We start from the raw sequence: 26,684 nt of genomic DNA on the forward strand, positions 1-26,684 counted from the left end.
ATCGCCACAAGATCGATCCCTGAGCCGCGTTTAAGGCGGGGTTCAGGGGCGGCGCTACTCGTCGGAGCGCCAGATGCGGCTGCGCAGGTCGCGCCCGCGGATGACCTGCACCCGCCAGGGGCGCAGCCGCAGGACGTGCAGCTTGGGGTCGTCCGGGCCGCTCCAGAAGTTGCCGAGCGGATACCCGGCTCCGGGCGGGCTGCCGCCTTCGTACAGGTTCCAGACGTGCTTGCGGAGTCCCGGGTCGTCCTCCCAGGTGGCGACAGTGTCCACGGCCACCGCGTTCTGCCGGGGCGTCCAGTAGGAGAACGTCGCGTGCGGGTTGCCGGCGAGGTGGGCCGCCTTGACGGGGGTGCGGTAGGTGGCGAGCCAGCCGGTCAGGCCGTCGCCGGTCCGCTCCCATACCGGGATGAGGACACGGGCGCGGGGGCGGCCCTTGGTGTCGACGGTCGTCATCGTCGCGTAGTTGATGGAGCCGACGTAGGCGTCGAACTCCTCGGCGAGGTCGGCGAAGTCGCGGACGAAATCGGTCATGTCAGGCTCCGATCGGCTGGGTCTCGGGGGCGGCGGCGGATTCGGGGGCGGGGCGGCGGCGCAGGCCGGTCGCGACGGCGGCGGCACCGAGCAGGGCCGTGGCGATGGGGACGAGCAGCGCGGTGCGCACCCCGGTCAGGCCGCCGCCCGCGGCGACGACCACGGCCGTCGCCGCCGACAGGCCGAGCGCGGTGCCGAACTGCATCGAGGTGTAGAGCAGGCCGCCCGCCAGGCCCTGCTCGTCCTCGGCGACGCCCTCGGTCGCGGCCATCGTCAGCGGGCCGTAGGCCAGCGCGAACGCCAGCCCGATGAGCAGCATCGTGGGGAACATCGCCGCGTAGGCGGTGTCGATGCCGACGGGCAGGAACAGCGCGTACGCCGCCACCGCCAGCAGGGTGCCGCCGAACAGCACCCGCAGGTTGCCGAACCGGCCGACCAGGCGCGGGGTGAGCGTCGGCGCCAGCACCGTGTCGATGCCCGCGACGAGCAGCGCCAGGCCGGTCTGCAGCGGCGTCCAGCCCCGGACCTCCTGGAGGTAGAGCGTGGCGAGGAACTGGAAGCCGGCGAAGGACGCCAGGAACAGCATCGCGGCGGCGTCGGTGCGGACCAGCCGCGCCGACCGCAGGATCCCCGGCCGCACCAGCGGCTGCGGGGAGCGGCGCTCGATCGCGGCGAACAGCACCAGCAGCGCCGGGCCGAGCACGAGCAGCGCCGCCGTCAGCGCCGGTCCCCGCTCCGGGTGCTCCAGGCGGACGATCCCGTACACCAGCGCGAGCATCGCCCCGGTGATGGTGAACGCGCCGGGCAGGTCGAACCGGCCGGTGCGCGGCACGCGGGGCTCGGCGGGCAGCAGCGTCACCGCGCCGATCAGGATCAGCGACGCCAGCACGACCGGCCCGAAGAACACCCACCGCCAGCCGAGGCCGGCGAGCAGGCCGCCCGCGACGACGCCGAGCGAGAACCCGCCCGCGGCCAGGCCGGCGTAGACGCCGAGCGCCTTGGTCCGCAGCGGCCCCTCGGGGAACGCGGCGGTGAGCAGCGCCAGCCCGGCCGGCGCCATAAAGGCCGACGCGACGCCGGTGACGAACCGGGCGATCAGCAGCATCCACCCCTCGGCCGCCAGGCCGCCGAGGCCGGAGAAGGCGACGAAGACGCCGAGCCAGAACACGAAGGTGCGGCGGCGGCCGAGCAGGTCGGCGGCCCGCCCGCCGAGCAGCATGAAGCCGCCGTAGCCGAGCACGTAGGCGCTGACGACGCCGCTCAGCATCCCGGTGGACAGGCCGAGGTCGGCCCGGATCGAGGGCAGCGCGACGTTGATCATCGCGATGTCGATGCCCTCCAGGAACACGGCGCCGCCGAGGACGGCGAGCACGGCCCAGGCGCGTCCGGCGGCCCGGTCCTGCATGGTGGTGGACACAGGTCCTCTCCTTTACGGGGACGGAGGGACCGGTGACCCTGATGGGGGCCGGTTCCCTCTTGTAACCGGCCCCATCGTCAGACACCATCGGTGACCATGGAAGACGGAACATCGACGTCACCCGGTTACCGCTGTGATACCGCCCCCGGCCAGGACGGTTTCGACTACGCGCACTGGGACGCCCGGGAGGACTGCGAGGTCCGGCAGATCCTGGACCGGATCGCCGACAAGTGGTCGCTGCTGGTCATCGCGCTGCTGGAGCGGCGGTGCCTGCGGTTCACCGAGCTGCTGCGCATGATCGACGGCGTCAGCCAGCGGATGCTCACCCGCACGCTGCGGCATCTGGAGCGCGACGGCCTCGTCCGCCGCACCGTGCACCCGACGGTGCCGCCCCGGGTCGACTACGAGCTGACCGGGCTCGGCGCGACGCTGCACACCACGATCAAGGCGCTCGTCACCTGGACCGAGGAGCACCAGGCGCAGATCGCCAGGGCCCGCGCCGACTACGACCTGCGCGCCGCCGCCGAGCAGGCCGAGGCCGAGCGCGCCGCCGCCGACCGCGAGGAGCTCGCGCGCCTGCTCCGTCCCCGCTGAGGCGGCGCTAAAGGAGCCACAGGAGGCAGACGCCGCCGCCGATGACCAGCAGGGTGCACAGCACCCCGCTCAGGGCGGCGGCGCTGCGGCGCTTCTTGCGGCGCCTGCGCGGAGACGCGAAGTCCTTGCGGATGGACGGGAACGCCGCGGGGGCCGGGCGGGCGGGTTCGGGGAAAGGACGCACGGTCTGGACGGCGGCGGGGGCGGGGGCGGTGTCGGCCCAGCCGAAGACGCGGCTGTCGCCGGGGGTGTGCGCGGGGTCGAGCGCGTCGGGGCCCGGGAACCAGACCGAGGAGCCGTCGTTGGCCGGGCCGAAGACCGGCGTGAGCGGCTCGACCTCGCCGTCCGCCGGGGAATCGTCGCTGTGCCATCCGCTCACGGCGCCTCGTTTCGCAGCTCACCGCCCGTCGGTCGCACCGTACAACGAAAGATCCGCCAAGATCTTGGCCGCGGGCGATGAATTCCGCGGCCCCGGGGAATCGGTACCGGACATGGAGATCCAAGAGCGCCCCGTGCGGCACTACGCGGGTGTGCGCCGCACCGTCACGGCCGAGGCCTTCGCCGACATCGCCGACCGCATCCCCGTCATCCTCGGCTGGCTCGCCGAGCGCGGCGTCGCCCCGGCCGACGCGCCGTTCCTGAAGTACGAGACCATCGACATGCCGGACGCGTTCGAGGTCGTCGCCGGCGTGCCCGTCGCCGCGCCGGTCGAGGGCGACGGCGAGGTCTTCGCCGCCTCCCTGCCCGCCGGGCGGTACGCCGTCCACCGGCACCACGGGCATCCCGACGGGCTCGTCGCCGCGACGGCCGAGCTGATCGAGGAGGGCCTCGGCGAGGGCCTGGCCTGGGACATGGACCAGGACGGCGACGGCCAGCACTGGGCGGCCCGGCTGGAGATCTTCCGGTCCCATCCGCTGGAGGTCCCCGACCCCGCCGACTGGGTGACCGACGTGGAGATCAGGCTGGCCTGAGCGTCAGCAGCCGAGCCGGGCCGCCAGGTCCAGGAAGTCGCGGGCGTTGACGTCGAAGGACGGCTCGGGCGCGACGTCGGCCGCCGCGTCCGGCCCGTACTCGCGGGGCCGCGCGACGAACGCCGTCGCGAAGCCGAGCGACGCCGCGGCCCGCAGGTCGTACTTGTGGCTGGCGACCATCATGATCTCGGACGGCGCCAGCCCCAGGTACGCCGCCGCCGTCCGGTAGGCCGCCGGGTCCGGCTTGAACGCGCCCGCCATCTCCGCCGTGAAGATCGCGTCCCAGCGCAGGCCCGCGCGCTTGGACAGGTTCACCACGGCGGAGACGTCGGCGTTGGAGAGCGTGGCCAGGGTGAAGCGGGCGCGGAGGCGGTCCAGGCCCGGGATGACGTCCGGCCACGGTTCGAGGCGCTGCCAGGCGAGAGCGAGGTCCTCGCGCTCGGCGTCGCTCAGGACGGTGACGCCCTCCTCCTCCAGGAGACGGTCAAGGGCGTCGCGGTAGACGGAATGGACCGTAGTCCACTGCCCCTGCGTCGTGTCCGTGGCGTCGAGGACGGTGAAGTACTCCGCGCGCCAGCGGTTGACGAAATCGGCCCAGTCGATGTGCGGGCAGCGGCCCGCGGTGATGCGGACGGCCTCCCGGCACACGGTCGAGTGGAAATCGGTCGCGGTGCCCTGGACGTCGAACAGCAGTGCCTCCATAGAACCGCAGACCGTAGCGTCCGGCATGTGACCTCCGTCCCGGCGGGGTGGCGCCCGGGCACCTACACTCGGTCCGGGGAGGTGGAGGACGTGGGGTTTCCACCCGAGGGATGCCAGTTCGAGGTCCGGTACACCCTGGGGCGGCGCGGCAACGGCCTGGAGTCGTTCCCGGACGAGTACGAGCTCGGCCGCTGGCTCACCATGATGGCGGCGGAGGGCAAGTTCCGCCCCGAGGAGTTCGCCGAGCCCGACGAGGACGGCCAGAACGGCTACCGGATCCACTGCGTCACCCCGGCCGGCCGCGTGAAGATCAGCTATTTCCATCCGCGGCTGGTCCGGGGCCGGATCGAGGGTTTCGCGCGCGGGCCGTCCGAAGGCGGCGGCTGAGGCCCGTCAGCGGCAGGTGGACGAGCCGCAGCAGCGTGCCGGCGCGCAGGTCGCGCGGGCTGATCGCGGTCCCGGCGAAGACCAGGCAGGGCAGCGCGCAGTACAGGACCGCCAGCGCGGCGCCCCACCAGGGGACCAGGATCAGCGCCGCCAGCACCAGCGCGTACTCCGCGCCGAGCGTCCACGCCGTGCCCGGGCCGATCGCGCGGCCGCTCGGGAACCGGGCGGCGAGCACGGCGGCGGGGGGCGCGTCGCCGCGCGCCATGAGGGCGTGCGGGGCCGGCCGGCGGGCCAGGTCGAGCGCCTGCACGACGGACGGCCCGGACGGGACCAGCCCCACCGCGCCGAACCCGTTCTCCCGGGCGTGGGAGGCGGCGGCGCGGCGCACGTGCTCGGGCAGCTCCACGCCCGAGGGGGCGTAGCCGTCGGCGGTGTGGAACAGGCGCACGGGCGGAAGCGGGCGCAGCCGGAGCAGGCGGCGCCGCAGCCGCAGCGCGTCGCCCAGCATCGCCACCGCCACGACCAGCACCGCCCACTCCACACCCGTACCTCCTGGCGCGCATCCTCCCAACGCCGTCCGGCGCGTCGGCAGTGAAGGGACAGCGAAGGACGGGCCGCGCGATTGTCAGCCGCCTGACAAAAACGGCGGCCACGATCGGCCACCGCGCCGATGCCCGGGTGGTGGTTGAATCCACGGCTATGTGGGTGTCGTCACAGCAACCCCGCCCGTGGCTTCGCTGCTACCCGCCCGGTGTGCCCGCTGCCCTCGACGTGCCCGACATCCCGGTCACCGGGCTGCTCGACGACGCCGCCGACCACTACCCGCACCGCACCGCGCTGATCTACTTCGGCCGCCGCGTCACCTACCGCGCGCTGCGCGAGGCCGCCGACCGGTTCGCCGCCGGGCTGCGCCGGCTCGGCGTGCAGCCGGGCGACCGCGTCTCGCTGGTGCTGCCCAACTGCCCGCAGCAGGTGATCGCGTTCTTCGGGGTGCTGCGCCGCGGCGCGATCGTGGTGCAGCACAACCCGCTGTCCACCGGGCCCGAGCTGCGCCACCAGCTCGCCGACTGCGGCGCGCGCGTCGCGGTCGTGCTGGACCGCTCCCACGACACCGTGCGGGCGGCGCACGCCTCGCTGGACCACATCGTCGTCACCTCGGCGATCGACTACCTGCCGGCCCGCGAGCGGCTCGCGCTGCGGCTGCCGCTGCTGCAGACCCAGCGGCGCCGCGCCGCGCTGACCGCGCCGCTGCCCGACGACCCGCGCCTCGTCCCGTTCGCGGCGCTGCAGCGGCGCGCCGACCGGCGCGTGCGGCGGATCGAGGTGGACCCGGCCCGGGACGTGGCGGTCATCCAGTACACCTCCGGCACCGAGGGCCGCCCGAAGGGCGCGATGACCACCCACCGCAACCTGGTCGCCAACGCCTGCCAGCAGCACGCCTGGGACCACGCCGGGGACGGCTCGGTCGACGTCACCGTCGGCGTGCTGCCGCTGTTCCACTCCTTCGGGCTGACCAGCTGCCTGATCAGCCCGATGATGAAGGCGGGCGCGGTGGTGCTGCTGCCGCGTTTCGACCGCGACCAGATCGTGCGGGCGATCCGGCGGTACCGGCCGAGCATCTTCCCGGGCGTGCCGACGCTGTACGACCAGGTGCTGGACGCCCCGGGCCTCCGGCCGTCCGACCTGGCCTCGGTGCGCATCTTCGTCTCCGGCGCGTTCGCGATGCGCCGCCCGACCGTCGCCCGGCTGGAGGCGCTCGGCGGGAACCGCCTCGTCCAGTGCTACGGGCTGACCGAGGCCTCGCCCGCCGTCACCGCCAACCCGGTGAGCGCCGCGGCCCGCAACGACACGGCCGGCCTGCCGCTGCCGATGACCGACGCCGTCATCGTCGACCAGGCCGACCCGACCCGGGTGCTGCCGCCCGGCGAGCAGGGCGAGCTGGTGGTGCGCGGCCCGCAGGTGTTCGCCGGGTACTGGCGGCAGCCGCTCGCCACCGCCGAGGTGCTGTCCAAGGGCTGGCTGCGCACCGGTGACATCGCCGTCATGGACCGGGACGGTTTCGTCACCATCCTGGAACGCGCGCACGACCTGATCAAGGTGAGCGGGTTCAGCGTGCTGCCCTCGGAGGTGGAGGAGGTGCTGCGGCGCCATCCGGCCGTCCTGGACTGCGCCGTGGTCGGCCTGCCCGACGCGCGGCGCGGCGAGCGCGTCATCGCCTACGTCGTCGAGCACCCCGCCTACCTGTTCTCGGCCGAGGAGTTGGAGCGGCACTGCGCGAAGTACCTCACCCACTACAAGGTCCCGCAGGAGTTCCGGCCGCGCGACGCGCTCCCCCGCAGCGCCATCGGCAAGGTCCTGCGCCGCACCCTGCGGGCCGAGGCGATGGAGGCCGACCGCAGGAAGAAGAGCCGGCACCGCTGAGCGCGGTCAGCAGAGGGTGCCGCCGAGGGCGATGTCACGGGAGGAGCTGCCCACCATGACCTTGGTGCACCCCGGCGCGACCTTCCACCCGGACGCCGCCTCGTCCCAGTAGGAGAAGGCCCGGGTGTCCAGCGGGAACGTGACGCGGGCGGACCGCCCGGGAGCCAGGTCGAGTTTGGCGAAGCCCTTCAACTGCCGAGGCGGTTGCGGCGCTTTCGGAGTACCGGGCAGGCCGAGGTAGAGCTGCGGGGTGGCGTAGCCGCGGCGGGTGCCGGTGTTGGTGACGGTCACCGACACCTGGCTGCGCGACGCCTTCAGCCCTGTCAGCTTGAACGTGGTGTACGACAGTCCGTACCCGAAGGGGAACGCCGGGGTGATGTTCTTGGCGTCGTAGTGCCGGTAGCCGACCAGCACGCCCTCGGAGTAGGCGACCCTTCCCAGGACCGCGGAACCGCCGGCGGCAGGGGCGTCCTGCTCCCTGGCCGGGAAGCTGACCGGCAGCCGCCCGCCCGGATCGGCATCGCCGTACAGAACGCGCGCCAGCGCCGCACCGCCCTGCTCGCCGGGGTACCAGGCCTCGACGATGCCGCGCACCTTGGCCGCCCACGGCATCAGGACAGGTCCGCCGGTCTGCAGCACCACGACGGTGTCGGGATTGGCGGCGGCGACGGCGGTGACGAGCCTGTCCTGGTCGCCGAGCGACTCGTCGCCGCACCGCAGTGTCAGGCAGCGGACATCGGCGCCTTCGGCCCGGTGATCGGAGACGAACACGACCGCGGTCTTGGCGGCACGCGCGGCCCTGGCCGCGGCGGCCAGATCCGTGCCGTCGGCATAGGTGACGTTGCCGGCTCCGGCGCGGGCCGTGATGCCCTGGCGGCCGGTGACGACCGAGACCGGCTTGACGTAGGCCGAGCCGGTCGCGCTACGGAACCGGTCCGCGGGCTTGCCGATGACGGCGACCTTGGCGTCGCCGGCGAGCGGCAGCACGCCATCGGCGTTCTTCAGCAGCGTGATGCCCTGCTCGGACAGCTGCCGGGCGGTCTGGGCATGCGCGGCGTAGTCGATGCCCGCGGCCTCGCTGCGACGCGCCCGGTCGAAGGCCCCGAAAGCGAACATGACGCGCAGCCGCTCGGTGAGCCGCCGGTCGACGTCGGCCCAGGTGATGCGGCCGAGGGTGAGGGCGACGCGCAGCAGGAACGGGGTGTAGTACAGCCCGACCGGCATCTCCAGGTCCAGCCCCGCTTTGATGGAGCCCCTGGTCTCCTTGGCGGCGAGCAGCCAGTCGCTGACCACGAACCCCTGGAAGCCCCATTCCTTGCGCAGGACGCCGTCCAGCAGTCCGGTGCTGGAGCAGGACGGCTCGCCGTTGACGAGGTTGTAGCCGCACATCACCGAGGCGGCCTTGCCGTCGCGGATCGCGGCCTCGAACGGCGGCAGGTAGATCTCGCGCAACGCCCGCTGCCCGACGACGGCGTTCACGCTGTAGCGGCCGTCCTCCTGGTTGTTGGCCGGGAAGTGCTTCACCTCCGCCATCAGCCCGGTCCGCTGCACCGCCTCGATCCAGGCGGTGCCGAGCCGGGCCGACAGCAGCGGGTCCTCGCCGTAGGCCTCGAAGGCGCGGCCGGCGCGCGGGGTGCGCATGATGTCGACGGCCGGACCCAGCACCACGTCGTCGCCGCGCCGCCCGGCCTCGTCGGCGACGACCCCCGCCGCGCGCCCGGCCGCGCCGGCGTCGAACGTCGCCGCCAGCGACAACCCGGACGCCAACGCCGTGCCCGGCCCCTGCTTGACGCCCATCGACCCCGCGTCGACCAGATACAGCGGCGGCACCCCGAGCCGCTCGACGCCGTGCACGGTGCCCGCCCGGAACGCCGCGTCATCGGCGGCCCTGGTCGGCCCCGTCAGATCGTCCCCGGCCAGCAGGTCCAGCTTCTCGCCTCCGCGCAGCGCCGCCACCAGCAGGCCCGCCCGCCGGTCTGCGGGCAGCGCCCGGTCGCACCAGGGACGGCCGGCGGTGACGGCACAGGGTCCCGCGGAGGTCGCCGAACCGGCCGGCACCAGGCAGGGCAGTAACATCGCGGTGAGTATGGGGACGATGACAATCCGTGTAAGCACAACCGGACTGTAACCAACCGACTACGGCCCGGAAAGGCTTTTCTCCCACCTCGGGGAAGCCATAGGTTGAGCGCACACGCGATCTTCACGCGGATACGGAATCGGCGGGGCGCACTCTTGCGACAAAGGGCGGCCCCGATGTCGCTCGATCAAGGAGTTCGGTTCACCTCATGGCCACGTCCGGCCCAAGCGGCGCGCGGAACCCATAAATCGTGAATCGTTCGACCTGAACCCCTGGGCCGGGCCGCCAGGCGAAGGCCGGCCAGGAGGAAAAGGGCACGCCGCAGAAAGGTACTCGTCCGTGATCGTAGGCATTACCCCTGTTCTGCGGCGGCGGCCGCGGGCCGCGCTGCTGGTAGCGCTGGCGCTCGCCGTCACGGCACTGGCCGCCGTCACCTGGCCGCGTCCCGCGGCGGCGGCCGGGCTGCCGACCAACTTCCAGGAGAAGACCCTGTTCACCGGCCTCACGCTGCCGACGAACGTGGAGTTCTCCCCTGACGGCCGGGTCTTCGTGGCCGAGAAGAGCGGCATCATCAAGGTCTTCGACTCGCTGTCGGACACCACCCCGGAGGTGTACGCCGACCTGCGGCAGCAGGTGTTCAACGGCTGGGACCGCGGCCTGCTCGGCATGGCGCTGCACCCGAACTTCCCGACCGACCCGCGCGTATACGTGATGTACACCTACAACGGCGAGATGGGCGGCACCTACCCCAAGTGGCCGTCGCCGGACGGCACCAACGACCAGTGCCCTGACCCGCCCGGCGCCAACAACGCCGGCTGCGTCGTGGCGGGCCGGATCTCGGTGCTGACGCCGTCGGTACAGAACCTCGGCGCGCTGGCCGGCAAGGCGCAGGCGGGCCCGGTCACCGAAAAGGTACTGCTGGAGGACTGGTGCCAGCAGTTCTCCAGCCACTCGGTCGGCACGCTCGCCTTCGGGCAGGACGGCAAGCTGTTCGCGGGCGGCGGTGACGGCGCCAGCTTCCAGTACGCCGACTACGGGCAGAAGAACAACGCCTGCGGCGACCCGCCGAAGGCCGCCGGGACCGGGCTGACCGCACCCACCGCCGAGGGCGGCGCACTGCGCGCGCAGGACCGGCGCACCACCGCCGACCCGACCACACTGGACGGCACGATCATCCGGATCGACCCCGACACCGGCAAGGCCGCCGCCGGGAACCCGACCACGACCGGCGACGACAACGCCCGGCGGATCGTCGCCTACGGCCTGCGCAACCCCTACCGGTTCACGGTGAAGCCCGGCTCCAACGAGCTGTGGGTCGGCGACGTCGGCTACACCACCTGGGAGGAGATCGACCGGGTGCCGAAGCCGACGGCCGAGGTGCGCAACTTCGGCTGGCCGTGCTACGAGGGCACCCCGCGCACGCCGGGCTACGACGGCGCGGACCTGAACATCTGCGAGAACCTGTACAAGGAGGGCACCGCGGCGGTGACGCCGCCGGTCTTCGCCTACAAGCACAGCGACAAGGTCGTCGCGAACGAGACCTGCGGCGTGGGCAGCTCCTCGATCAGCGGCACCGCGTTCTACGCCGGGTCGCTGTACCCGGCGCAGTACCGGGGCGCGCTGTTCTTCACCGACTACGCGCGCAAGTGCGTGTGGGCGATGAAGCCGGGCGCGGACGGCCTGCCCGACAAGACCAAGATCGAGACGTTCGCGACCGACAGCGGCGGCATCGTGGAGCTGCAGGCCGGCCCGAACGGCGACCTGTTCGGGGTCGACATCATCGGCGGCCGGATCGTCCGCTACGTCTACAACGGCGTGAACAACCCGCCGGTCGCCACGATCAAGTCGGACGTGACGAGCGGCGCGGTGCCGCTGACGGCGCACTTCGACGGGTCCACCTCCAGCGACGCCGACGGCAACGTGCCGCTCGCCTACGCCTGGGACCTGGACGGCGACGGCGAGTACGACGACTCCGCCGAGGCCAAGCCCACCTGGACCTACGACACCAAGGGCAGGTACACCGTCGGGCTGAAGGTGACCGACACCAAGGGCGCGTCCGACACCGTCACCCAGACGATCACCGCGGGGTCCACCCCGCCGGTCGCCACGATCACCACGCCGGCGACCGGCGCCACCTGGCGGGTCGGGCAGAAGATCGACTTCGCCGGCTCGGCGGCCGACGCCGAGGACGGCCCGCTCACCGGCGGCAGCCTGAAGTGGCAGATCGTCATGCACCACTGCCCGAGCAACTGCCACACCCACACCATCACCGGGCAGGACGGGGAGACCGGCTCGTTCGTCGCGCCCGACCACGAGTACCCGTCGTGGATCGAGCTGCGGCTGACCGCGACCGACGCCGACGGGCTGAGCGACACCAAGAGCGTCGAGCTGCACCCGAGGACGAGCACGGTGACGCTGAACAGCAACCCGGCGGGCCGGCCGCTGACGCTGCTGGAGACGACCAAGGCGGCGCCGGTCACCGGCACCGTCATCACCGGGTCGACCGTCTCGGTCTCGGCGCCGACGGCGACGCAGATGGTCGGGCAGACCCCGTACGAGTTCGCGGGCTGGTCCGACGGCGGCGCCTCGGCGCACAACATCACGGTGAACGCCAACGTGACGCTGACGGCGACGTTCCGGCGCAAGACGAACCTGGCGCTGAAACGGCCGGTGAAGGTGTCCAGCACCGAGTCGTCCACGCTGACCGGCCCGAAGGCGGTCGACGGAAGCCTCACCACGCGCTGGTCGAGCAAGCGGAGCGACCCGCAGTGGCTGCAGGTCGATCTCGGCTCCACCAGGAAGGCCGGGTACGTGATCCTGCGCTGGGAGAAGGCGTACGCGTCCGAGTACAAGATCCAGACCTCCACCGGCGGCGGCGTGTGGACGACCGTGGCGACCCGCAGCGGCGCCGGCGCCAACGGCGGGGCGGACTGGGTGGCCTTCACCCCGCGCGACGCGCGCTATGTACGGGTCTATGCCACCAAGCGCGCGACGCCCTACGGCTACTCCCTCTACGAGTTCGAGGTGTACGACAGGTGATTGACTGGGCGGATGCCTCCCGCGTCCGCCCGGTCCGACCTGTTCCGCCGGCTCGCCGTGATCGCCGGTCCCGGCGAGCCGGAGACCCTCTACGACCGGCACGGCGTGCTCGTCGTGCGGGCCGGGGACGTGGTCGCCAAGGCGCACCAGGCCGACCGCGACGGCGGCCCGCTGCTGGCGCGGCGCCTCGCCGTCGCCGCCGCGCTGCCGGATCTGCTGCTGCCGCCGCTCGGCCCGCCGCGCGTGGTGGACGGCCGGACCGTCACCCGCTGGCCGTACGGCGAGCCGGTGAGCCCGGCCGACCCGCCCTGGGAGGAGGGCGGCCGGCTGCTGGCGCTGCTGCACCGCGCGCCCGTCCCCGGGGACGCCCCGGCGTGGGGGCGGCCGACCCGGGTGGTGCGCCTGGTGGCGCGGCTCGGCGGCGGCCCGGCGGAGGACGAGGTCCGGCGCGCGTTCGCCACCCTGCCCGCCTGGATCCGCGGCGAGGCGCCGGTCCCGCCGGCGCGGGCGGAGACGCTCGTGCACGGCGACTGGCATCTCGGGCAGATGGTGCGGGCGGGCGGCCGGTGGCTGCTCATCGACGTGGAGGACCTCGGTGTCGGCGACCCGGCGTGGGACCTGGCGCGCCCGGCGGCCCTGTACCTGGCGGGAGTGCTGGACCCCGGCGACTGGGCGCGGTTCCTGACCGCCTACCAGGAGGCGGGCGGGCCGCTCGCCGCGGACGTCTGGAGCGACCTGGACGTCCCCGCGCGAACTCTGGTGGTCCAGATCGCCGCGACGTGCGTCCAATCGGCACGGGAGGCCGGCCGGCCGCTGGAGGAACCCGAGCAGGCGCTCGTCGCGGCGTGCCGGCGGATCTCCCGCATGGGGGGACCCGCATGACGTGGCGGCGATCCTGCCCTACATTTAGCCTCTACCTGGGGTTCCATACCGGAAGGACGACAAGCCGATGCACTGCCCTAAGTGTCGTGGCGTGATGCGGACCTACACCCGCAGCGGCGTCCACATCGAGCAATGCGACAACTGCCGCGGGGTCTTCCTCGACTACGGCGAACTGGAGGCCCTCAGCCAGATGGAGGCCACCTACCGCGCCGCGCCGCCCGTGACGCCCCCGGCGCCCGCGTGGGGCGCCCCGGCGGCGGTGCACCACCATCACCACCCGGGACACCACCACCGGCCGCACCACGGCAGCGTGTTCCACATGCTCTTCTCCACCTGATGCGGCAGGGGGCCACCGCCCCGGCGGTGACCCCCCCCGTGCCGCGCCCCTCTACAGGCGCGGGTCGACCGGCTCGGACTCCAGCGCCAGCACGGCGAACACCGCCTGGTGGCGCCGCCACAGCGGCTCCCCGCCGGCCAGCCGCTCCAGCGCCTCGGCGCCGAGCGCGTGCTCGCGCATGGCCAGGGACCGCTTGCGGCCGAGCGACCGGCCGCGCAGCCGGTCCAGGTTGGCGGGCTCAGTGTAGTCGGGGCCGTAGATGATGCGCAGGTACTCGCGGCCCCGGACCTTCAGGCCCGGCTGGACCTTGCGGTCCTCCGGCAGCGGGCCGAGCGGCTTGACGACCATGCCCTCGCCGCCCGCCGCGGTGAGTTCCTCCCACCATCGGGTGACGTTCTTCTCCCCTTCCGGTGAGCCGAGGTCGGCGGTGACCGACGCGGTCCGCCGGATCAGGCCCGAGGCGTCGGCGTCGGCCAGCCGCCCGGCGATCTCCAGGTGCCAGTCGTGGTCGCGCAGCGCGGCCCAGTTGCGGTTCCGGCCGGCCAGCACCTGGAACGGCGCGAGGCGCAGCCCGTCCAGGCCGTCGACGTCCCAGCAGTAGCGGGCGTAGGCGTCGCGGAACAGCGCGGCGTTGGCGGCGCGCCGGTCGATGTGCGCGCGCAGCTCGCCGACGTCCAGGCCGCGCGCGGCGGCGCGGGCGAGGGCGTCGGCGGCGACGGGCAGCGCGGCGCGGGCGGCTGCGCCGGTCGCGGCGTACTGGGTGCGGATGAGGTCCATGGCCTTGGCCGACCAGGGCATCAGCTCGCCGTCCAGGACGAGCCAGCCGGTCTCCAGCTCGTCCCAGAGCCCGGCGGCGCCGATCGCGTCGCGGACCCGGGCCAGCACGGCGGCGGTCTGCCCGGGGTCGCGGAAGAACGCCCGGCCGGTGCGGGTGTAGACCGCGCCGGTGGAGCCGTCGCGCACGCCGAACGCCTGCTCGGCGGTGGCGGCGTCGCGGCACACCACGGTGACGGCGCGCGAGCCCATGTGCTTCTCCTCGCACACCACCCGCGCGAGGCCGGCGTCGCGGTAGGCGGCGAGGGCCTCGGCGGGGTGCTCCAGGAAGCCGGGCAGCGCCGAGGTCGCCGCGGGCGCCATCGTCGGCGGCAGGTAGACCAGCCAGCGCGGGTCGACCGCGAACCGGCTCATCACCTCCAGCGCGGCGAGCGCGTTCTCCTCGCGGACGGTGACGCGGCCCATCAGCCGGGTCTCCACGCCGCCGGCGCCGAGCACGTCCTCGATCTTCAGGTCGTCGACGTCGCGGGCGTCCGGCGCCGCCGCGAGCGGCCGGGCCGGCTCGTACCAGACCTGCCGGGCGGGCCGGGCGACCAGCTGCCGCTCGGGGTAGCGCAGCGCGGTGAGCCGGCCGCCGAACACCACGCCGGTGTCCAGGCAGATCGTGTTGTTGATCCACTCGGCGTCGGGGACGGGGGTGTGCCCGTAGACGACGGTCGCCTCGCCCCGGTAGTCGCGCGCCCACGGGTAGCGGACGGGCAGCCCGTACTCGTCGGTCTCGCCGGTGGTGTCGCCGTAGAGCGCGAACGAGCGGACCCGGCCGGAGGCGCGGCCGTGGTACTCCTCCTTCAGCCCGGCGTGCGCGACGACGAGCCGGCCGCCGTCCAGCACGTAGTGGCTGATCAGGCCGTCCATGAAGGCGAGCGCCGCGGTCCGGAACTCCTCGGTCTCGGCGGCGAACTGCTCCAGCGACTCGGCCAGGCCGTGCGCGACGCGGACCTTGCGGCCGCGCAGCGCGCGCACCAGCTTGGCCTCGTGGTTGCCCGACACGCAGAGGGCGTCGCCGGCCGCGGCCATGCCCATGACCAGGCGCAGCACGCCGGGCGAGTCGGGGCCGCGGTCGACCAGGTCGCCGACGAACACCGCGGTCCGGCCGGCGGGGTGGTGCGCGCCGACGGCGCGGCCCCGCTCGTCGTGCTCGACCGTGTAGCCGAGGTCGCCGAGCAGGTCGACCAGCTCGGCGCGGCAGCCGTGCACGTCGCCGATGACGTCGAACGGGCCGGTCAGCTCGGTCCGGTCGTTCCAGGGCCTCTCCAGCTCGAGCGTCGCGGCGTCGATCTCCGCCACGCCGTTCAGCACGTGCACGCGCCGGAACTCGCGCTGCAGCGACCGCATGCCGCGGCGCAGCTCGCGGCGCTGCCGGGGCAGGACGTGGTCACCGAGGTCGCGGTCGGGCCGGGCCTTGTTGCGGGCGGCGGCCACCTCCTCGGGGACGTCCAGCACGATCGCCGCCGCGAGCACGTGATGCTCCTTGGCGAGCGCGAGCAGCTCCTCGCGCGAGCGCGGCTGCACGTTGGTGGCGTCGACCACGGTCAGCAGGCCGCGCCGCAGCCGCACCCCGACGATGTGGTGCAGCAGCGCGAACGCCTCGCCGGTCGCGGACTGGTCGTTCTCGTCGTCGGACACCAGCGCGCGGCAGTGGTCCGACGAGATGATCTGCGAGGGCAGGAAATGGCGGCGGGCGAAGTGCGACTTGCCCGCCCCGGACACGCCGACCAGCACGATCAGCCCCCGTGCGGGGATCTTCAGTGTGCGGCTCATCGGGTGAACACCCCCAGTTGCGTCGGGGCGCCGACCTCGGGGTCGTCGTCGCCGACGGGCAGATGGCGGACCTGGTAGCCGTGCGCGGCGCAGACCCGGTCGGCCCACGCGCGGAACTGCGCGCGGGTCCATTCGAAACGGTGGTCGGGGTGGCGCAGCGCGCCGGGCGCGAGGCCCTCGTAGCGGACGTTGTGCTCGGCGTTGGGGGTCGTCACCACGACCACGCGGGGCCGGGCGGCGCCGAACACCACGCGCTCGACGGCCTCCAGCCGCGGCGGGTCGATGTGCTCGACGACCTCCATCAGCACGGCCGCGTCGTGGCCCTCGAACCGGGCGTCGGCGTAGGTGAGCGCGCCCTGGAACACCTCGCGGACGGCCGCGTCGTCGCGCGTCCGGCGGCGCGCGATCTCCACCGCGCGGTAGGAGACGTCGGCGCCGCGGACCTCGGGGAACGCGCCGTCGCGGGCGAGCCGGGTCAGCAGCCGGCCCTGGCCGCAGCCGAGGTCGAGCACGCTGCGGGCGCCCTCGGCGCGCAGCGCCTCCAGCACGGCCTGGGCGCGGCGCTCGGCGAGCGGCACCGCGGGCTCGTCGGCGTGCTCCTCGATCTCGGGCTGCGACAGCGCCTCCTCGGGCGCCTGGTCGGCGTCGGCGAGCCGGCCGAGCGCGGCGCGCACCAGCGCGTGCCGGCCGGGCAGGTAGCGGCGGGTGATCGCGGCGCGCTCGGGGTGCGCGGCGAGCCAGCCCTCCCCGGCGCGCAGCAGCTTGTCGACCTCGTCGGGCGCGAGCCAGTAGTGCTTGGACTCGTCCAGGGCGGGCAGCAGCACGTACAGCTGGTTGAGGGCGTCGGCGAGGCGGGCGGTCCCGGTGAGGGTGAGCGTGACGTGGCGGGAGTCGCCCCAGGCGGGGAACGCCTCGTCCAGCGGCACCGGCGCGGCGTCGACCCGCCAGCCGAGCGGCCCGAAGAACCGCTCGGCCTGGCGCGGGCCGCCGCGGGACGGCAGTGCAGGCAGCGTGATCTCCAGCGGGATCGGCGTGGCGGCCAGTTCGGAGCGCGCGTCGCAGCGGCCGCGCATCGCGGTCCGGAAGACCGCCGCCATCGCCGAGGCGAGCAGGGACGACGCCGCGTAGGGGCGGTCGTTGACGTACTGGCCGAGGGAGAAGTCCGGGCTGTTCTTCCCGCGCGTGCGCACGAGCCGGACGGGGTCGACGTCCAGCAGCAGCGCCGCCGTGCAGCGGTCGGGGCCCGCCTCGGGGTAGAAGACGTGCGCGGTGCCGAACGCCTGGTCGAAACGCTGCACCTTGCCGGGGTGCTTGTGCAGCAGAAAGCCCAGGTCGTCGGCAGGCGCCCGGGTGGTGGTGAGAGTCAGAAGCACCCTGCGAGTCTGGTCGACCCCGCCCGGGAACGGCCACCGTATTTCGGGGCAGAACGTCAGGGAACGCGCGGCCCGCTGATGAAGCGGCCCCGGTTGTCGTAGGGCCAGCCGTTGACCCGGCAGCCCTTCAACCCGAAGATCTGCTGCTGCATGACCGGCGCGAGCCGGCCCTTCCCGGCGCAGGTCATGTGGCCGAAGCCGAGCCGGTGCCCGACCTCGTGGTTGATCACCAGCGCATGGTAGTGGTCGGGCTGCCCCCTGTAGAAGGTGGTGAGCAGCAGCCAGCGGCGCAGGTTCACCACGACCTGCTTGCCGGCGCTGCAGTTCACCTTGCCCTCGGTGTCCATGCCGGCCGCCGCGCACAGCTTGTCGGTGGTGTCCGGCGAGGCGAGCCGGACCACGAAGTCGTAGGGGCCCGAGTCGACGCGCCGGAACGACCACCTGCCGCCGGCCGTCCAGCCGCGCCGGTCGGCCAGGATGGTGTCGACCTTGCCGGCGAAGGTGGCGGTGCGCTGCTTCAGGCCGCCCTCGACCTCGACCATGTAGCGCAGCACCTTGCCGTGCCCGAACGTCCGCCGGGTCGTGACGGGGGCGCGGGTGAAGCGGCCGGTGCCGTGCGCGGGGATGTAGACCGGGACCCGCGGCTTCACCACCGGCGGCTCGGACGGGATCGAGTCGATCGGGGCGGACCGGCTCGCCTTCGCCTCGGGCGCCGGCGCGGGCGGCAGGATGCCGCCGTCCAGATTGCTGCTCAGCACCCCGTAGGCGACCGCGCCGCCGATGCCGAGCCCGCCGACCAGCACCAGCGAGCCGATCGCGAACGTCAGGTGCCGGGCGCGGGAGCGGCGGGCGCCGGCGAACGCGCGGTCCAGGTCGCCGCCGATGCCGTGCTCGGCGTCCACCGCGAACGGGTCGGCACGCGGCCCCGCGGGCTCGGCCGGGCCGGGCCCGTAGGGGTCCGGCCCCGGCGGGACCGTGCCGCCCGGCGGGGGCGCGCCGCGCCGGTGCGGGGGGTTCCGGCGGCGGCCCGGGCGTGAACGTGGAGGCTGCATCGCGCAGCACAGCATGCCAGAAACCCCACTCCCTATGATCAATTCCCCAGATACTGGCTTTTAGTGGACTGGCGTTAATCGGTGGCGCCGGGTGGGGCGAGCGGTCACAATCTGTGGCGATATGAACAAGAGCAAACGCATGACCACCGCCCGCGAGACCGTCGACATCCTCGACCACGGCGCCTACCGCGCCCCCTCCGGGCGGACCGTCGAGATCGCCGGGCGGCTGGCCGCCGCGGTGCGCGGGACCGTCCTGCACCGGCCCGCCGAACTGGACGCCCTGCTGGCCGCGCTCCCGCCGGCCCCGCCCGGCGCCGCGACCCGCGTCGAGGTGACCGGGGAGACGACGCTGCAGGCCGCGCGGCGTCTCGGCGCGGACGGCACGGTGCCGCTCGCCCTCAACTTCGCCTCCGCCAAGAACCCCGGCGGCGGCTTCCTGAACGGCGCGCTCTCCCAGGAGGAGGACCTCGCGCGGTCCTCCGGGCTGTACCCGACGCTGCTGGCCGCGCGCGAGTACTACGACTTCCACCGCGCGCAGGGCGACCTGCTCTACAGCGACCACATGGTCTACTCCCCGGCAGTCCCGGTGCTGCGCGCCGATGACGGAGCGTTGCTGGAGGAGCCCTACGACGTGGCGTTCCTCACCTCGGCCGCGCCCAACCGCGGCGCGATCCGCGACCCGCGGGTCGCCGCGCGCATCCCGGCGGCGCTGCGGCTGCGCGCCCGCAAGGTGCTGGCGGCCGCGCTCGCGCACGGGCACGGGCGGCTGGTGCTGGGCGCCTGGGGCTGCGGGGTCTTCCGCAACGACCCGGCCGAGGTCGCCGGGGTCTTCGCGGACGCGCTGCGTCCCGGCGGGGAGTTCGCCGGGCGGTTCGAGCAGGTGACGTTCGCGGTGTGGGACAGCGCGCAGGGCGCCCCCCGCCAGGCCGCCTTCGAGCGCGTCTTCGCCTCGTTCTAGCCCGCTCCTCCTAGACCGCCTTCCGGCCCGCGGGGCCGTCCTCCACGTAGGAGGCGATGCCCCGCACCAGGATGTCCAGCCCGAACCCGAACCGCTCGTCGCCCTCCGGCTCGGTGAGCAGCCGGGCCATCCTGGCGATGTTGGGGTAGCGCTCGGGCGGCAGCGCGTACAGGTACTCGCGCAGCTCGGCGATGTAGCGGTGGAAGTGCGCCCAGGGGTCCTCCCCCGGCCCCACCTTGGCCGTGTAGACGGTGTCCTCGACCGCGTCGGCGTCGATGAACATGCCGAGGGTGTCGACGGCCAGCGCGGCGACCCGCTCGGGCACCCCGCCCGCCCGCATCAGCGCGAGCTGGCACTCCACCACCGCCAGCAGGTTCGGGCCGGTCGGGACCGAGCCGAGGGAGACCCGGGCCAGGTCGCGGTGCGAGGTCCACACCCGCCGGCTCTCGAAGGCCAGCTCCTTGATCTGCTCCTGCCAGCGCGCCGGGTCGGGCTCGGGCAGCGGGATCTCGCCGGCCGCCCGGTCGAGCATCAGCTCGTGCAGCTCCTCCTTGTTCGCCACGTGCGCGTACAGCGACGCCGGGCCGGTCGCCAGCTCCTGCGCGACGCGGCGCATGGTGACGGCGTCCAGCCCCTCGGCGTCCAGCACCCGCATCGCGGTCGCCACGATCAGCTCCTGGGAGAGGGGCTGCCGCCGCGGCGCGGCCTTGCGCGGCCTGCGCCCGGGCGGGGTCGGCATCGGGGCGGCGTCGGCGGCGGGGTCGGCGGGCATGCGGGGCTCCCAAACTCGCGATAGGTCTTGACTTCCCGGCATCGCGATATATCTTCTCTATTGGCGAGAGAGTACCTCCCTCTCCCGTCTCGGTCACGAACATCGTACTTGACACGAACAGCGTTCGGTCTTAAAACAGTGTTCGTAAAGTACGAACACTGTTCTTCCAGTTATCGGGAGCCCCCCCATGGACCAGTCCTCCGCAACCGCTCCACCCGGGTCCGCCGTGCCCGGGACCCTCTACCGATGGCGCTGGGCCGCGCTGCTGGTGATCCTGCTCGGCGAGATCATGGACCTGCTCGACTCGCTGATCACCACCATCGCCTCGCCCACCATCCGCGCCGAGCTCGGCGGGTCGGCCAGCACCATCCAGTGGCTGGCGGCCGGCTACACCCTCGCCATGGCGATCGGGCTGATCACCGGCGGCCGGCTCGGCGACCTGTACGGCCGCAAGCGGATGTTCCTGCTCGGCGCGGCCGGGTTCACCGCCGGCTCGCTGCTGTGCGGCGTGGCCGGCTCGCCCGGCATGCTGATCGGCGCCCGGGTGGTGCAGGGCCTGTTCGGCGCGCTGATGCTGCCGCAGGGCATCGGCATGATCAAGCAGATGTTCCCGCCGAAGGAGATGGGCGCCGCGTTCGGGCTGTTCGGCCCGCTCATGGGCCTGTCCTCGGTCGGCGGCCCGGTGCTGGCCGGCTGGCTGGTGGACGCCGACCTGTTCGGCACCGGCTGGCGGATGATCTTCCTGATCAACCTGCCGGTCGGCGTCGCCGCCGTCGTCGCCGGGATGTTCTTCCTGCCCGCCGGGCGCTCGGAGCAGACCTCCCGGCTCGACCTGGCCGGCGCCCTGCTCGCCTCGGTCGGCGCCGCGCTGATCGTCTACCCGCTGGTGCAGGGCCGCGAGCTCGGCTGGCCCGCCTGGACGTTCGCGATGATGGCCGCCTCGGTCGTGGTGTTCGGGGTGTTCGCCTGGTACCAGCGGCGCAAGCAGCGCGCGGGCGGCGACCCGCTGATCGTGCCGAGCCTGTTCGCCAAGCGCGGCTTCACCGGCGGCCTCATCGTCGGCCTGGTGTTCTTCTCCGGCATGACCGGCTTCGCGCTCGCCTTCACCCTCTACCTGCAGATGGGGCTCGGCTACTCGGCGATGAAGGCCGGCCTGTCCCAGATCCCCTGGTCCGTCGGCATGATCGTCGGGTTCGGGGCGGCGCAGGCGGTGCAGCGCTTCGGCCGGCACGTCATCCACGGCGGCACCGTCATCATGGCGGGCGGCGTGGTCGGCATCGTGACCACCCTGCAGCTCGGCGGGATCGGCGTCACCCCCTGGCAGCTCACCCCGGCGCTGGTGGTCACCGGCCTCGGCATGGGGCTGCTGATGGCGCCGTTCTTCGACACCGTGCTCGCCGGCGTCGAGCCGGCCGAGACCGGCTCGGCGGGCGGCACCCTCACCGCGATCCAGCAGCTCGGCAGCGCGCTCGGCGCGGCGGTGCTCGGCACGATCTTCTTCGGGCTGCTCGGCGGGCACGTCGCCGCCGCCGCGGACGACGGCGCGGGCGCGCTCAAGTCCCGGCTCGCCGCCGCCTCGGTGCCCGCGCCCGTCCAGGACGAGATCGCGGCGGGCCTGCGGGCCTGCGGCCACGACCGCGCCACCGCCAAGGACCCCGGCGCCGTCCCCGCCTCCTGCAAGCGGCTGGAGGGCGCGGTCCGCCAGGCCGCCGCCGCGCAGCCGCAGGCCGCGCCCGCGATCCAGCAGGCCGTCGGCACCGCCGGCGAGCACGCCGCCAAGGCCGGCTTCAGCGACGCCATGAAGATCACCCTGTGGGTGGTGGTCGGCATGCTCGGCCTCACCTTCGTGGTCACCTTCCTGCTCCCGATGCACCCGCGCACCGAGGAGGAGGCGGCGGCCGAGGCCGTCCCGGCGGCCGTGTGACCCCGCGAACGGCGCGCGGCGCGTCCCCGGGCCGGGGGCGCGCCGCGCGCCGGCGCGCTCAGAGCCGGTCCAGCACCTCGATCGCCAGCAGCTCCAGGTGGTCGAGGTCGTGCAGGTCCAGCACCTGCAGGTAGAGGCACTCGGCGCCGGCCTCGGCGAACCGCCCGATCTTGTCGCGGATCTCGGCGGGCGTGCCGGCCAGGCCGTTCTCGCGCAGCTCGCCCACCTCCCGGCCGATCTTCGCCGCCCGCGCGGCGATCTCGTCCTCGTCCCGGCCGCAGCACACCACCTGCGCGGCCGAGTACACCATCGGCTCGGTGCGCCCGGCCGCCTGGACGGCGTCGCGGACGCGCCCGAACGCGGCGGCGGTCTCGTCCAGCTTGTGGAACGGCACGTTGTACTCGTCGGCGTAGGCGGCGGCGAGCCGCGGTGTGCGCTTGGCGCCGAACCCGCCGATCAGCACCGGCGGCCCCTCCGGGCGCGTCGGCTTCGGCAGGGCGGGCGAATCGACCAGCTTGTAGTACTCGCCGTCGTAGGAGAAGGTCTCCCCGAGCGGCGTCCGCCAGAGCCCGGTGATGATCTGCAGCTGCTCCTCCAGCCGCTCGAACCGCTCGTTCAGGTCCGGGAACGGGATGCCGTAGGCGGCGTGCTCCTGCTCGAACCAGCCGGTGCCGATGCCGAAGTCGACCCGGCCCTGGCTCATCCGGTCGACCTGCGCGACGCTGATCGCGAGCGGTCCGGGGTAGCGGAACGTCGCCGCCGTCATCAGCGTGCCGAGCCGGATGCGGCTGGTCTCGCGGGCGATCGCGCCGAGGGTGACCCAGGCGTCGGTCGGACCCGGCGTGCCCGGGACGTCCCCCATCTTCAGGTAGTGGTCGGAGCGGAAGAAGGCGTCGAAGCCCAGGTCCTCGGTGGCCTTGGCGACCGCCAGCAGGGTCTCGAAGGTCGCGCCCTGCTGGGGCTCGGTGAAGATTCGAAGTCGCATGGTCCCATCCTGGTACGGCCGCCTTCGGGCCCGCGCCCGGGGGTTCGGCTGCGATCGAGCGGGCAGAAGGGGTTGAATCCAAAGGGATCACCTCCTACCCCCGGGAGCCCGGCATGGCCGTTTTCGGCGTGGACTACGCGTGGGGGCGGCCCGGAGCGGCCGCGCTCAAGCGCAGCGGCGTCAGGTTCGCCTGCCGCTACCTGTCCCACGACACCGGCGGCAAGAACCTGACCCGCGCCGAGGCCGCCGAGCTGTCGGCCGCCGGCATCTGGCTCGTCGTGGTGTGGGAGAGCACCGCCTCGCGCGCCCTGTCGGGCCGCGCGGGCGGCGCCGCCGACGCCCGGGAGGCGGCCCGCCAGGCGGCCGCCTGCGGCATGCCGGCCGACCGCCCGATCTACTTCGCCGTCGACTTCGACGCCACCGCCGGGCAGCAGGCCGCGATCAACGCCTACCTGGACGGCGCCGCGAGCGTCCTCGGCCGCCGCCGCGTCGGCCTGTACGCCGGCCTCGGCCCGGTCCGGCGCGCCTTCGACGCCGGGAAGATCACCTACGGCTGGCAGACCTACGCCTGGTCCGGCGGCCGCTGGGACGGGCGCGCGCAGCTCCAGCAGTACTCCAACGACCACACCGTCAACGGGGTGGACGTCGACTACGACCGCGCCGTCGCCGCCGACTACGGCCAGTGGCGCGTCGGCGTCTCCCCCCAGGAGGACGACATGCCCGACTACGTCTCGGTGGGCACCACCACCGCGCAGCCGCTCCCGCCCGGCGCCTGGACCACCGTGGTCTGGGACGCCGAGTACTCCGACGCCGGGCGCCAGCACGCCGACAAGGGCGGCCCCGGCGTGCTGAACGGCCCCGCCCGCTACTCCCTGACGGCCGCGGTGCGGATCGTCGGCGTCCCGGCCGGCACCCGCATCCAGGCCCGCGCGATCGAGGCGGACGCGGGCGGCTTCGAGGCCGGGGCCGTCCAGGACTTCACCTCGGCCGGCGAGGAGACCAACCTGCTGTACGGGATCTCGGCCGACTCGGTGGCCAAGGACCGCTCGGTGCGCTTCCAGGTCCTCCAGCACGGCGCGCAGGCCGCCGCCATCGGCGGCGGCAGCGCCAAGCTGCTCTACTGGAGGGGCTGACGGGGCTCCTCGCGGGCGGCGCGGGCGGCGTTCCGCAGCACCCGGGTGTGCGCGTCCAGCCGCCGCAGGATCTGCAGCTGGCGCTCCCGGAACTCCCGGGCCGCGCGCACCGCGCCGATCCCGAACGCCACCGCGCCCGCGGCGAGGCCGGCGCGCAGCAGCACCGGCTCCCAGACGGCGGCCGTGGCGGCCCCCGCGCAGGCCGCCACGGCGCCGAGCCACCGGACACAGGCCGCGCGTGCGCGCATCACCGACACTCCTTCACGCCCCTGGAGCGGTGCTCCTGACCTGGAACGGCAGCCCTAGTCTGCGCGCTTGTCAACGAAGCAACAACCGGTCAGATGCGGAAATTTTTCAAACTACGAAAAATCATCGTCCGCCGGTCTCCCCGTACAGCGCGCGCAGGAACTGCAGCGCGAGGCGCCGCTTGCCGCCGGGGTCGTCGCGCAGGTCGGCGAAGTAGCCGGCGAGCTCGTCCAGCTCGCGCAGCGCCTCGGCCGGCCCCTCCCGGCCGCCGGGCTCGCCGCCCTCGGCGATCCGCGACAGGTCGCCGGGCCCCCACTCCAGCGCCGCCTCGATCGCCGCCCGGGTGCGCGCCTGCGGCCAGCGCTCCGCCGCCTCCAGGTTGTAGACCGTCTTGACGGTCACCCCCGCCCGCTCGGCGAGCCGCTCCTGCGTCATGCCGAGCGACCCGCGCCGCGCCACCACGTACTTGGCGGCCCGCTCACGGTCCAGCCCTCCAGCCATGCCTTCAGCATGGCGGAAACATTAAGGAACATCCAGTAATCGTCAGGCGAATATTTCCTTCAGCTCTCTTTCCCTAACTTACCGGCCACATCTTGAGAAGTTACCGGTTCGTTCCTATGGTGGAGTCCAGGTCCGCCGCCGCGGACCAGAACGACGGCGACGGACCCGACGCGAAGGGGCGGGATCGCCGTGACCGAGGAAGGACCCATCACCGTCGAGCTGGCGCTGTCGGAGCTGCGGCGCGGCTTCGACGTCCGGCTGGCCGAACTGGAGGGCCGGCTCACCCTGATGCTGCAGCGCAGCGAGCTGCGCGAACGCCAGTGGGACGCGCAGACCCGGCTGATCGACGAGCTGGAGGCCCGGCTCATGATCGCCGAGCGGGAGCAGGTGACCCGGGGCCAGCTGGAGACCCGCTTCCGGCACACCGTCGCGCTGCTCTCCCTCATCGCCACGGCGGCGTCGGTGGTCGTCGGCCTCCTCGCCGCCCTGCTGTCGCGCTGACGGGCAGGGCGCGCCCCTCAGCCGTCCAGCCCACGGCGCACCGCGGCGAGGGCCCGGTGCAACTCCTCCCACGGAAACGAGCCCTCGTCCGAGTCCGGGGCAGGCAGCCGGGCCGGATCCAGCAGCACGTCGACGCCCCATTCACGCAGTTCCGCGACGCTGCGCGCGAACACCGGATGCCGGGCCAGCGCGGCGTTGGGCCACGGCACCGCCACGATCGGCCGCTCCAGCCCGATCGCCTCGTTGAGCAGCCCCAAGGCCAACGTGTCGCTGGTGCCGTGGGCCCACTTGTTGACGGTGTTGAAGGTCGCCGGCACCACAGCGAAGGCGTCCGCCGGCGGAAGGACGTCGGGCTCCTCGGGGCGCTTGTACTCCGACCGCACCGGGTGGCCGGTCAGCCCCGCGAGCTCGCCGGCCTCCAGGAACCTGGTTCCGGACAGCGTCGCGATGACGCAGACCGTCCACCCGTCGCTCTGGAGCCGCCGGACGAACCCGGGAAGATCCGCCGCCGGGCGGCCCCCACAGGCGACCACGTAAAGCACCGGCCCGTCAGGCACCTGACTCCCCTTTCTTCTGCCGTCCCGCCCACCTTGGCACGACGCGTCTCATCACCCACAGGCGCCCCTTGAACCATCAGAAGCAAGGTTTCGCTTGGGGGGCGGCAAGCAAATCCAAGGATTGACCAGGGCCTCGGCCGGCCTAACGATGGCCGTGTGGATGCGGTGATCGAGTTCTTGACCAAATGCGGCGCAGCGGAGATCGACCATCCCGGCGGCACCCTCCTGGCGCATCTCCAGCGGGTGCATGCCGTGCTCGCTCGCTGGGGAGCCCGGCCGGCCGTGCAGTCGGCGGGACTGTGCCATGCCTACTACGGGACCGACGGATTCCCCGTCGCACTGGGCGAGGTCAGCAGACGCGACGATCTGGCGAACGTCATCGGCGACGAGGCCGAGCAGATCGTCTACTTCTACGCGAGCTGCGACCGGGCCTTCTCCTACCCTCGCCTCGCAAACGGCGGCGAATTCCGAGACCGGTTCAACGGGACGACATCAGTGCCTCCCGAAAGCGGCCTCCGGGACTTCGCCGAGATCACCGTGGCCAACGAACTGGACGTCCTGGCCGAGAACGCCGACCTCCGCGCCCGGTACGGACCAAAACTGCTGGCCCTGTTCGCCTCCTGGCAGCACCTCCTGAGCCCCGCAGCCCGCGAGGCGGTCGCACGGTCATGACCGGTGCGCCCGCTGAGCCGTCAGGGCGGCGGTTTTCTACCGTGCAGGTGCGAA

Annotated in this window: 26 protein-coding genes; 12 read left to right on the top strand and 14 right to left on the bottom strand. The window is 73.5% G+C overall.

All coding sequences use genetic code 11. The features are described 5' to 3' along the window. Positions 1-54 precede the first annotated feature (54 nt). Positions 55-534 carry a pyridoxamine 5'-phosphate oxidase family protein gene (locus ACRB68_RS30795; RefSeq protein WP_153538684.1) on the bottom strand — a complete coding sequence of 160 codons (480 nt, stop codon included), beginning with the start codon at positions 532-534 and terminating at the stop codon, positions 55-57. 1 nt (position 535) lies between these two features. Beyond that, positions 536-1,951, bottom strand: a complete 1,416-nt coding sequence (locus tag ACRB68_RS30800) for an MFS transporter (RefSeq protein ID WP_328594984.1) — start codon at positions 1,949-1,951, stop codon at positions 536-538. 96 nt (positions 1,952-2,047) lie between these two features. On the opposite strand from ACRB68_RS30800, the gene ACRB68_RS30805 reads away from it, so the two are divergent. Next, positions 2,048-2,545 carry a winged helix-turn-helix transcriptional regulator gene (locus ACRB68_RS30805; protein WP_153538686.1) on the top strand — a complete coding sequence of 166 codons (498 nt, stop codon included), beginning with the start codon at positions 2,048-2,050 and terminating at the stop codon, positions 2,543-2,545. Positions 2,546-2,552: 7 nt separating this feature from the next. Here the strand turns inward: ACRB68_RS30805 and ACRB68_RS42205 are convergent, their stop codons facing one another. Beyond that, a complete protein-coding gene (locus tag ACRB68_RS42205) occupies positions 2,553-2,924 on the bottom strand; it encodes a hypothetical protein (protein WP_153538688.1) in 372 nt (123 codons plus the stop codon). A 112-nt stretch (positions 2,925-3,036) separates the two neighbouring features. On the opposite strand from ACRB68_RS42205, the gene ACRB68_RS30815 reads away from it, so the two are divergent. Then, positions 3,037-3,516, top strand: coding sequence for a GyrI-like domain-containing protein (locus ACRB68_RS30815; protein WP_153538690.1), 480 nt, complete (start codon positions 3,037-3,039; stop codon positions 3,514-3,516). A 3-nt stretch (positions 3,517-3,519) separates the two neighbouring features. On the opposite strand, the gene ACRB68_RS30820 is transcribed toward ACRB68_RS30815, so the two are convergent. Next, on the bottom strand, positions 3,520-4,245 hold the full coding sequence (locus tag ACRB68_RS30820) for a haloacid dehalogenase type II (RefSeq protein WP_207709873.1): 726 nt from the start codon (positions 4,243-4,245) through the stop codon (positions 3,520-3,522). A 63-nt stretch (positions 4,246-4,308) separates the two neighbouring features. Between ACRB68_RS30820 and ACRB68_RS30825 the strand changes: the two genes are divergently transcribed. Further along, complete coding sequence (locus ACRB68_RS30825) at positions 4,309-4,605, top strand: hypothetical protein (RefSeq protein ID WP_153538694.1); 297 nt, start codon at positions 4,309-4,311, stop codon at positions 4,603-4,605. Here the strand turns inward: ACRB68_RS30825 and ACRB68_RS30830 are convergent. After that, positions 4,529-5,146: a hypothetical protein gene (locus tag ACRB68_RS30830; protein ID WP_153538696.1), complete on the bottom strand. Its 618-nt coding sequence runs from the start codon at positions 5,144-5,146 to the stop codon at positions 4,529-4,531. The two genes, ACRB68_RS30825 and ACRB68_RS30830, sit on opposite strands and share 77 nt — an antisense overlap. A 212-nt stretch (positions 5,147-5,358) precedes the next feature. Here ACRB68_RS30830 and ACRB68_RS30835 point away from each other — a divergent pair, with 212 nt between their 5' ends. Next, positions 5,359-7,026 carry an AMP-binding protein gene (locus ACRB68_RS30835; RefSeq protein ID WP_328594985.1) on the top strand — a complete coding sequence of 556 codons (1,668 nt, stop codon included), beginning with the start codon at positions 5,359-5,361 and terminating at the stop codon, positions 7,024-7,026. A gap of 6 nt (positions 7,027-7,032) precedes the next feature. Here the strand turns inward: ACRB68_RS30835 and ACRB68_RS30840 are convergent, their stop codons facing one another. Continuing rightward, positions 7,033-9,102 (bottom strand): glycoside hydrolase family 3 C-terminal domain-containing protein, encoded by a 2,070-nt coding sequence (locus ACRB68_RS30840; protein WP_153538700.1) that lies wholly within the window; start codon positions 9,100-9,102, stop codon positions 7,033-7,035. A 340-nt stretch (positions 9,103-9,442) separates the two neighbouring features. Between ACRB68_RS30840 and ACRB68_RS30845 the strand changes: the two genes are divergently transcribed. From ACRB68_RS30845 to ACRB68_RS30855, 3 genes are all read left to right on the top strand, one after another. Further along, entirely contained in the window at positions 9,443-12,142 is a 2,700-nt protein-coding gene (locus tag ACRB68_RS30845; protein ID WP_153538702.1) for a PQQ-dependent sugar dehydrogenase, read from the top strand. A gap of 12 nt (positions 12,143-12,154) precedes the next feature. After that, a complete protein-coding gene (locus tag ACRB68_RS30850; protein ID WP_153538704.1) occupies positions 12,155-13,024 on the top strand; it encodes a phosphotransferase family protein in 870 nt (289 codons plus the stop codon). A gap of 67 nt (positions 13,025-13,091) precedes the next feature. Next, on the top strand, positions 13,092-13,361 hold the full coding sequence (locus ACRB68_RS30855) for a TFIIB-type zinc ribbon-containing protein (RefSeq protein ID WP_153538706.1): 270 nt from the start codon (positions 13,092-13,094) through the stop codon (positions 13,359-13,361). 51 nt (positions 13,362-13,412) lie between these two features. Here ACRB68_RS30855 and ACRB68_RS30860 read toward each other — a convergent pair whose 3' ends face one another. Genes ACRB68_RS30860 through ACRB68_RS30870 form a run of 3 tightly spaced genes read right to left on the bottom strand, consistent with a single transcriptional unit; the run spans position 13,413 to position 18,381 of the window. After that, positions 13,413-15,956 carry a polynucleotide kinase-phosphatase gene (locus ACRB68_RS30860; protein ID WP_153538708.1) on the bottom strand — a complete coding sequence of 848 codons (2,544 nt, stop codon included), beginning with the start codon at positions 15,954-15,956 and terminating at the stop codon, positions 13,413-13,415. Next, a complete protein-coding gene (locus tag ACRB68_RS30865) occupies positions 15,953-17,329 on the bottom strand; it encodes a 3' terminal RNA ribose 2'-O-methyltransferase Hen1 (protein WP_328594986.1) in 1,377 nt (458 codons plus the stop codon). Before ACRB68_RS30865 ends, ACRB68_RS30860 begins: the two co-directional genes overlap by 4 nt. A 56-nt stretch (positions 17,330-17,385) precedes the next feature. Continuing rightward, complete coding sequence (locus ACRB68_RS30870; protein WP_194293518.1) at positions 17,386-18,381, bottom strand: DUF3152 domain-containing protein; 996 nt, start codon at positions 18,379-18,381, stop codon at positions 17,386-17,388. Positions 18,382-18,502: 121 nt separating this feature from the next. Here ACRB68_RS30870 and ACRB68_RS30875 point away from each other — a divergent pair, with 121 nt between their 5' ends. Beyond that, on the top strand, positions 18,503-19,339 hold the full coding sequence (locus ACRB68_RS30875; RefSeq protein ID WP_153538710.1) for a TIGR02452 family protein: 837 nt from the start codon (positions 18,503-18,505) through the stop codon (positions 19,337-19,339). 10 nt (positions 19,340-19,349) lie between these two features. Here the strand turns inward: ACRB68_RS30875 and ACRB68_RS30880 are convergent, their stop codons facing one another. After that, positions 19,350-20,111: a TetR/AcrR family transcriptional regulator gene (locus ACRB68_RS30880; RefSeq protein ID WP_153538712.1), complete on the bottom strand. Its 762-nt coding sequence runs from the start codon at positions 20,109-20,111 to the stop codon at positions 19,350-19,352. 226 nt (positions 20,112-20,337) lie between these two features. Here ACRB68_RS30880 and ACRB68_RS30885 point away from each other — a divergent pair, with 226 nt between their 5' ends. After that, positions 20,338-22,035: an MFS transporter gene (locus ACRB68_RS30885; protein ID WP_328594987.1), complete on the top strand. Its 1,698-nt coding sequence runs from the start codon at positions 20,338-20,340 to the stop codon at positions 22,033-22,035. A 58-nt stretch (positions 22,036-22,093) separates the two neighbouring features. Here ACRB68_RS30885 and ACRB68_RS30890 read toward each other — a convergent pair whose 3' ends face one another. After that, positions 22,094-23,020: an LLM class F420-dependent oxidoreductase gene (locus tag ACRB68_RS30890; RefSeq protein ID WP_153538716.1), complete on the bottom strand. Its 927-nt coding sequence runs from the start codon at positions 23,018-23,020 to the stop codon at positions 22,094-22,096. A 113-nt stretch (positions 23,021-23,133) separates the two neighbouring features. On the opposite strand from ACRB68_RS30890, the gene ACRB68_RS30895 reads away from it, so the two are divergent. Beyond that, positions 23,134-24,153 (top strand): glycoside hydrolase domain-containing protein, encoded by a 1,020-nt coding sequence (locus ACRB68_RS30895; RefSeq protein WP_153538717.1) that lies wholly within the window; start codon positions 23,134-23,136, stop codon positions 24,151-24,153. Here the strand turns inward: ACRB68_RS30895 and ACRB68_RS30900 are convergent. Both ACRB68_RS30900 and ACRB68_RS30905 read right to left on the bottom strand, forming a co-directional pair. Next, on the bottom strand, positions 24,138-24,401 hold the full coding sequence (locus ACRB68_RS30900) for a hypothetical protein (RefSeq protein WP_153538720.1): 264 nt from the start codon (positions 24,399-24,401) through the stop codon (positions 24,138-24,140). The genes ACRB68_RS30895 and ACRB68_RS30900 overlap by 16 nt on opposite strands. Before the next feature lie 121 nt (positions 24,402-24,522). Continuing rightward, positions 24,523-24,900, bottom strand: a complete 378-nt coding sequence (locus ACRB68_RS30905) for a helix-turn-helix transcriptional regulator (RefSeq protein WP_153538722.1) — start codon at positions 24,898-24,900, stop codon at positions 24,523-24,525. Between the two features lie 189 nt (positions 24,901-25,089). Here ACRB68_RS30905 and ACRB68_RS30910 point away from each other — a divergent pair, with 189 nt between their 5' ends. Then, positions 25,090-25,401 (top strand): hypothetical protein, encoded by a 312-nt coding sequence (locus ACRB68_RS30910; protein ID WP_153538724.1) that lies wholly within the window; start codon positions 25,090-25,092, stop codon positions 25,399-25,401. Between the two features lie 17 nt (positions 25,402-25,418). Here ACRB68_RS30910 and ACRB68_RS30915 read toward each other — a convergent pair whose 3' ends face one another. Beyond that, positions 25,419-25,958 carry a flavoprotein gene (locus tag ACRB68_RS30915; protein ID WP_328594988.1) on the bottom strand — a complete coding sequence of 180 codons (540 nt, stop codon included), beginning with the start codon at positions 25,956-25,958 and terminating at the stop codon, positions 25,419-25,421. Between the two features lie 156 nt (positions 25,959-26,114). On the opposite strand from ACRB68_RS30915, the gene ACRB68_RS30920 reads away from it, so the two are divergent. Then, on the top strand, positions 26,115-26,630 hold the full coding sequence (locus ACRB68_RS30920; protein WP_328594989.1) for a DUF6817 domain-containing protein: 516 nt from the start codon (positions 26,115-26,117) through the stop codon (positions 26,628-26,630). Positions 26,631-26,684: the final 54 nt, after the last annotated feature.

The sequence above is a fragment of the Actinomadura macrotermitis genome, assembly GCF_009604375.1.
GTDB lineage: Bacteria > Actinomycetota > Actinomycetes > Streptosporangiales > Streptosporangiaceae > Spirillospora > Spirillospora macrotermitis.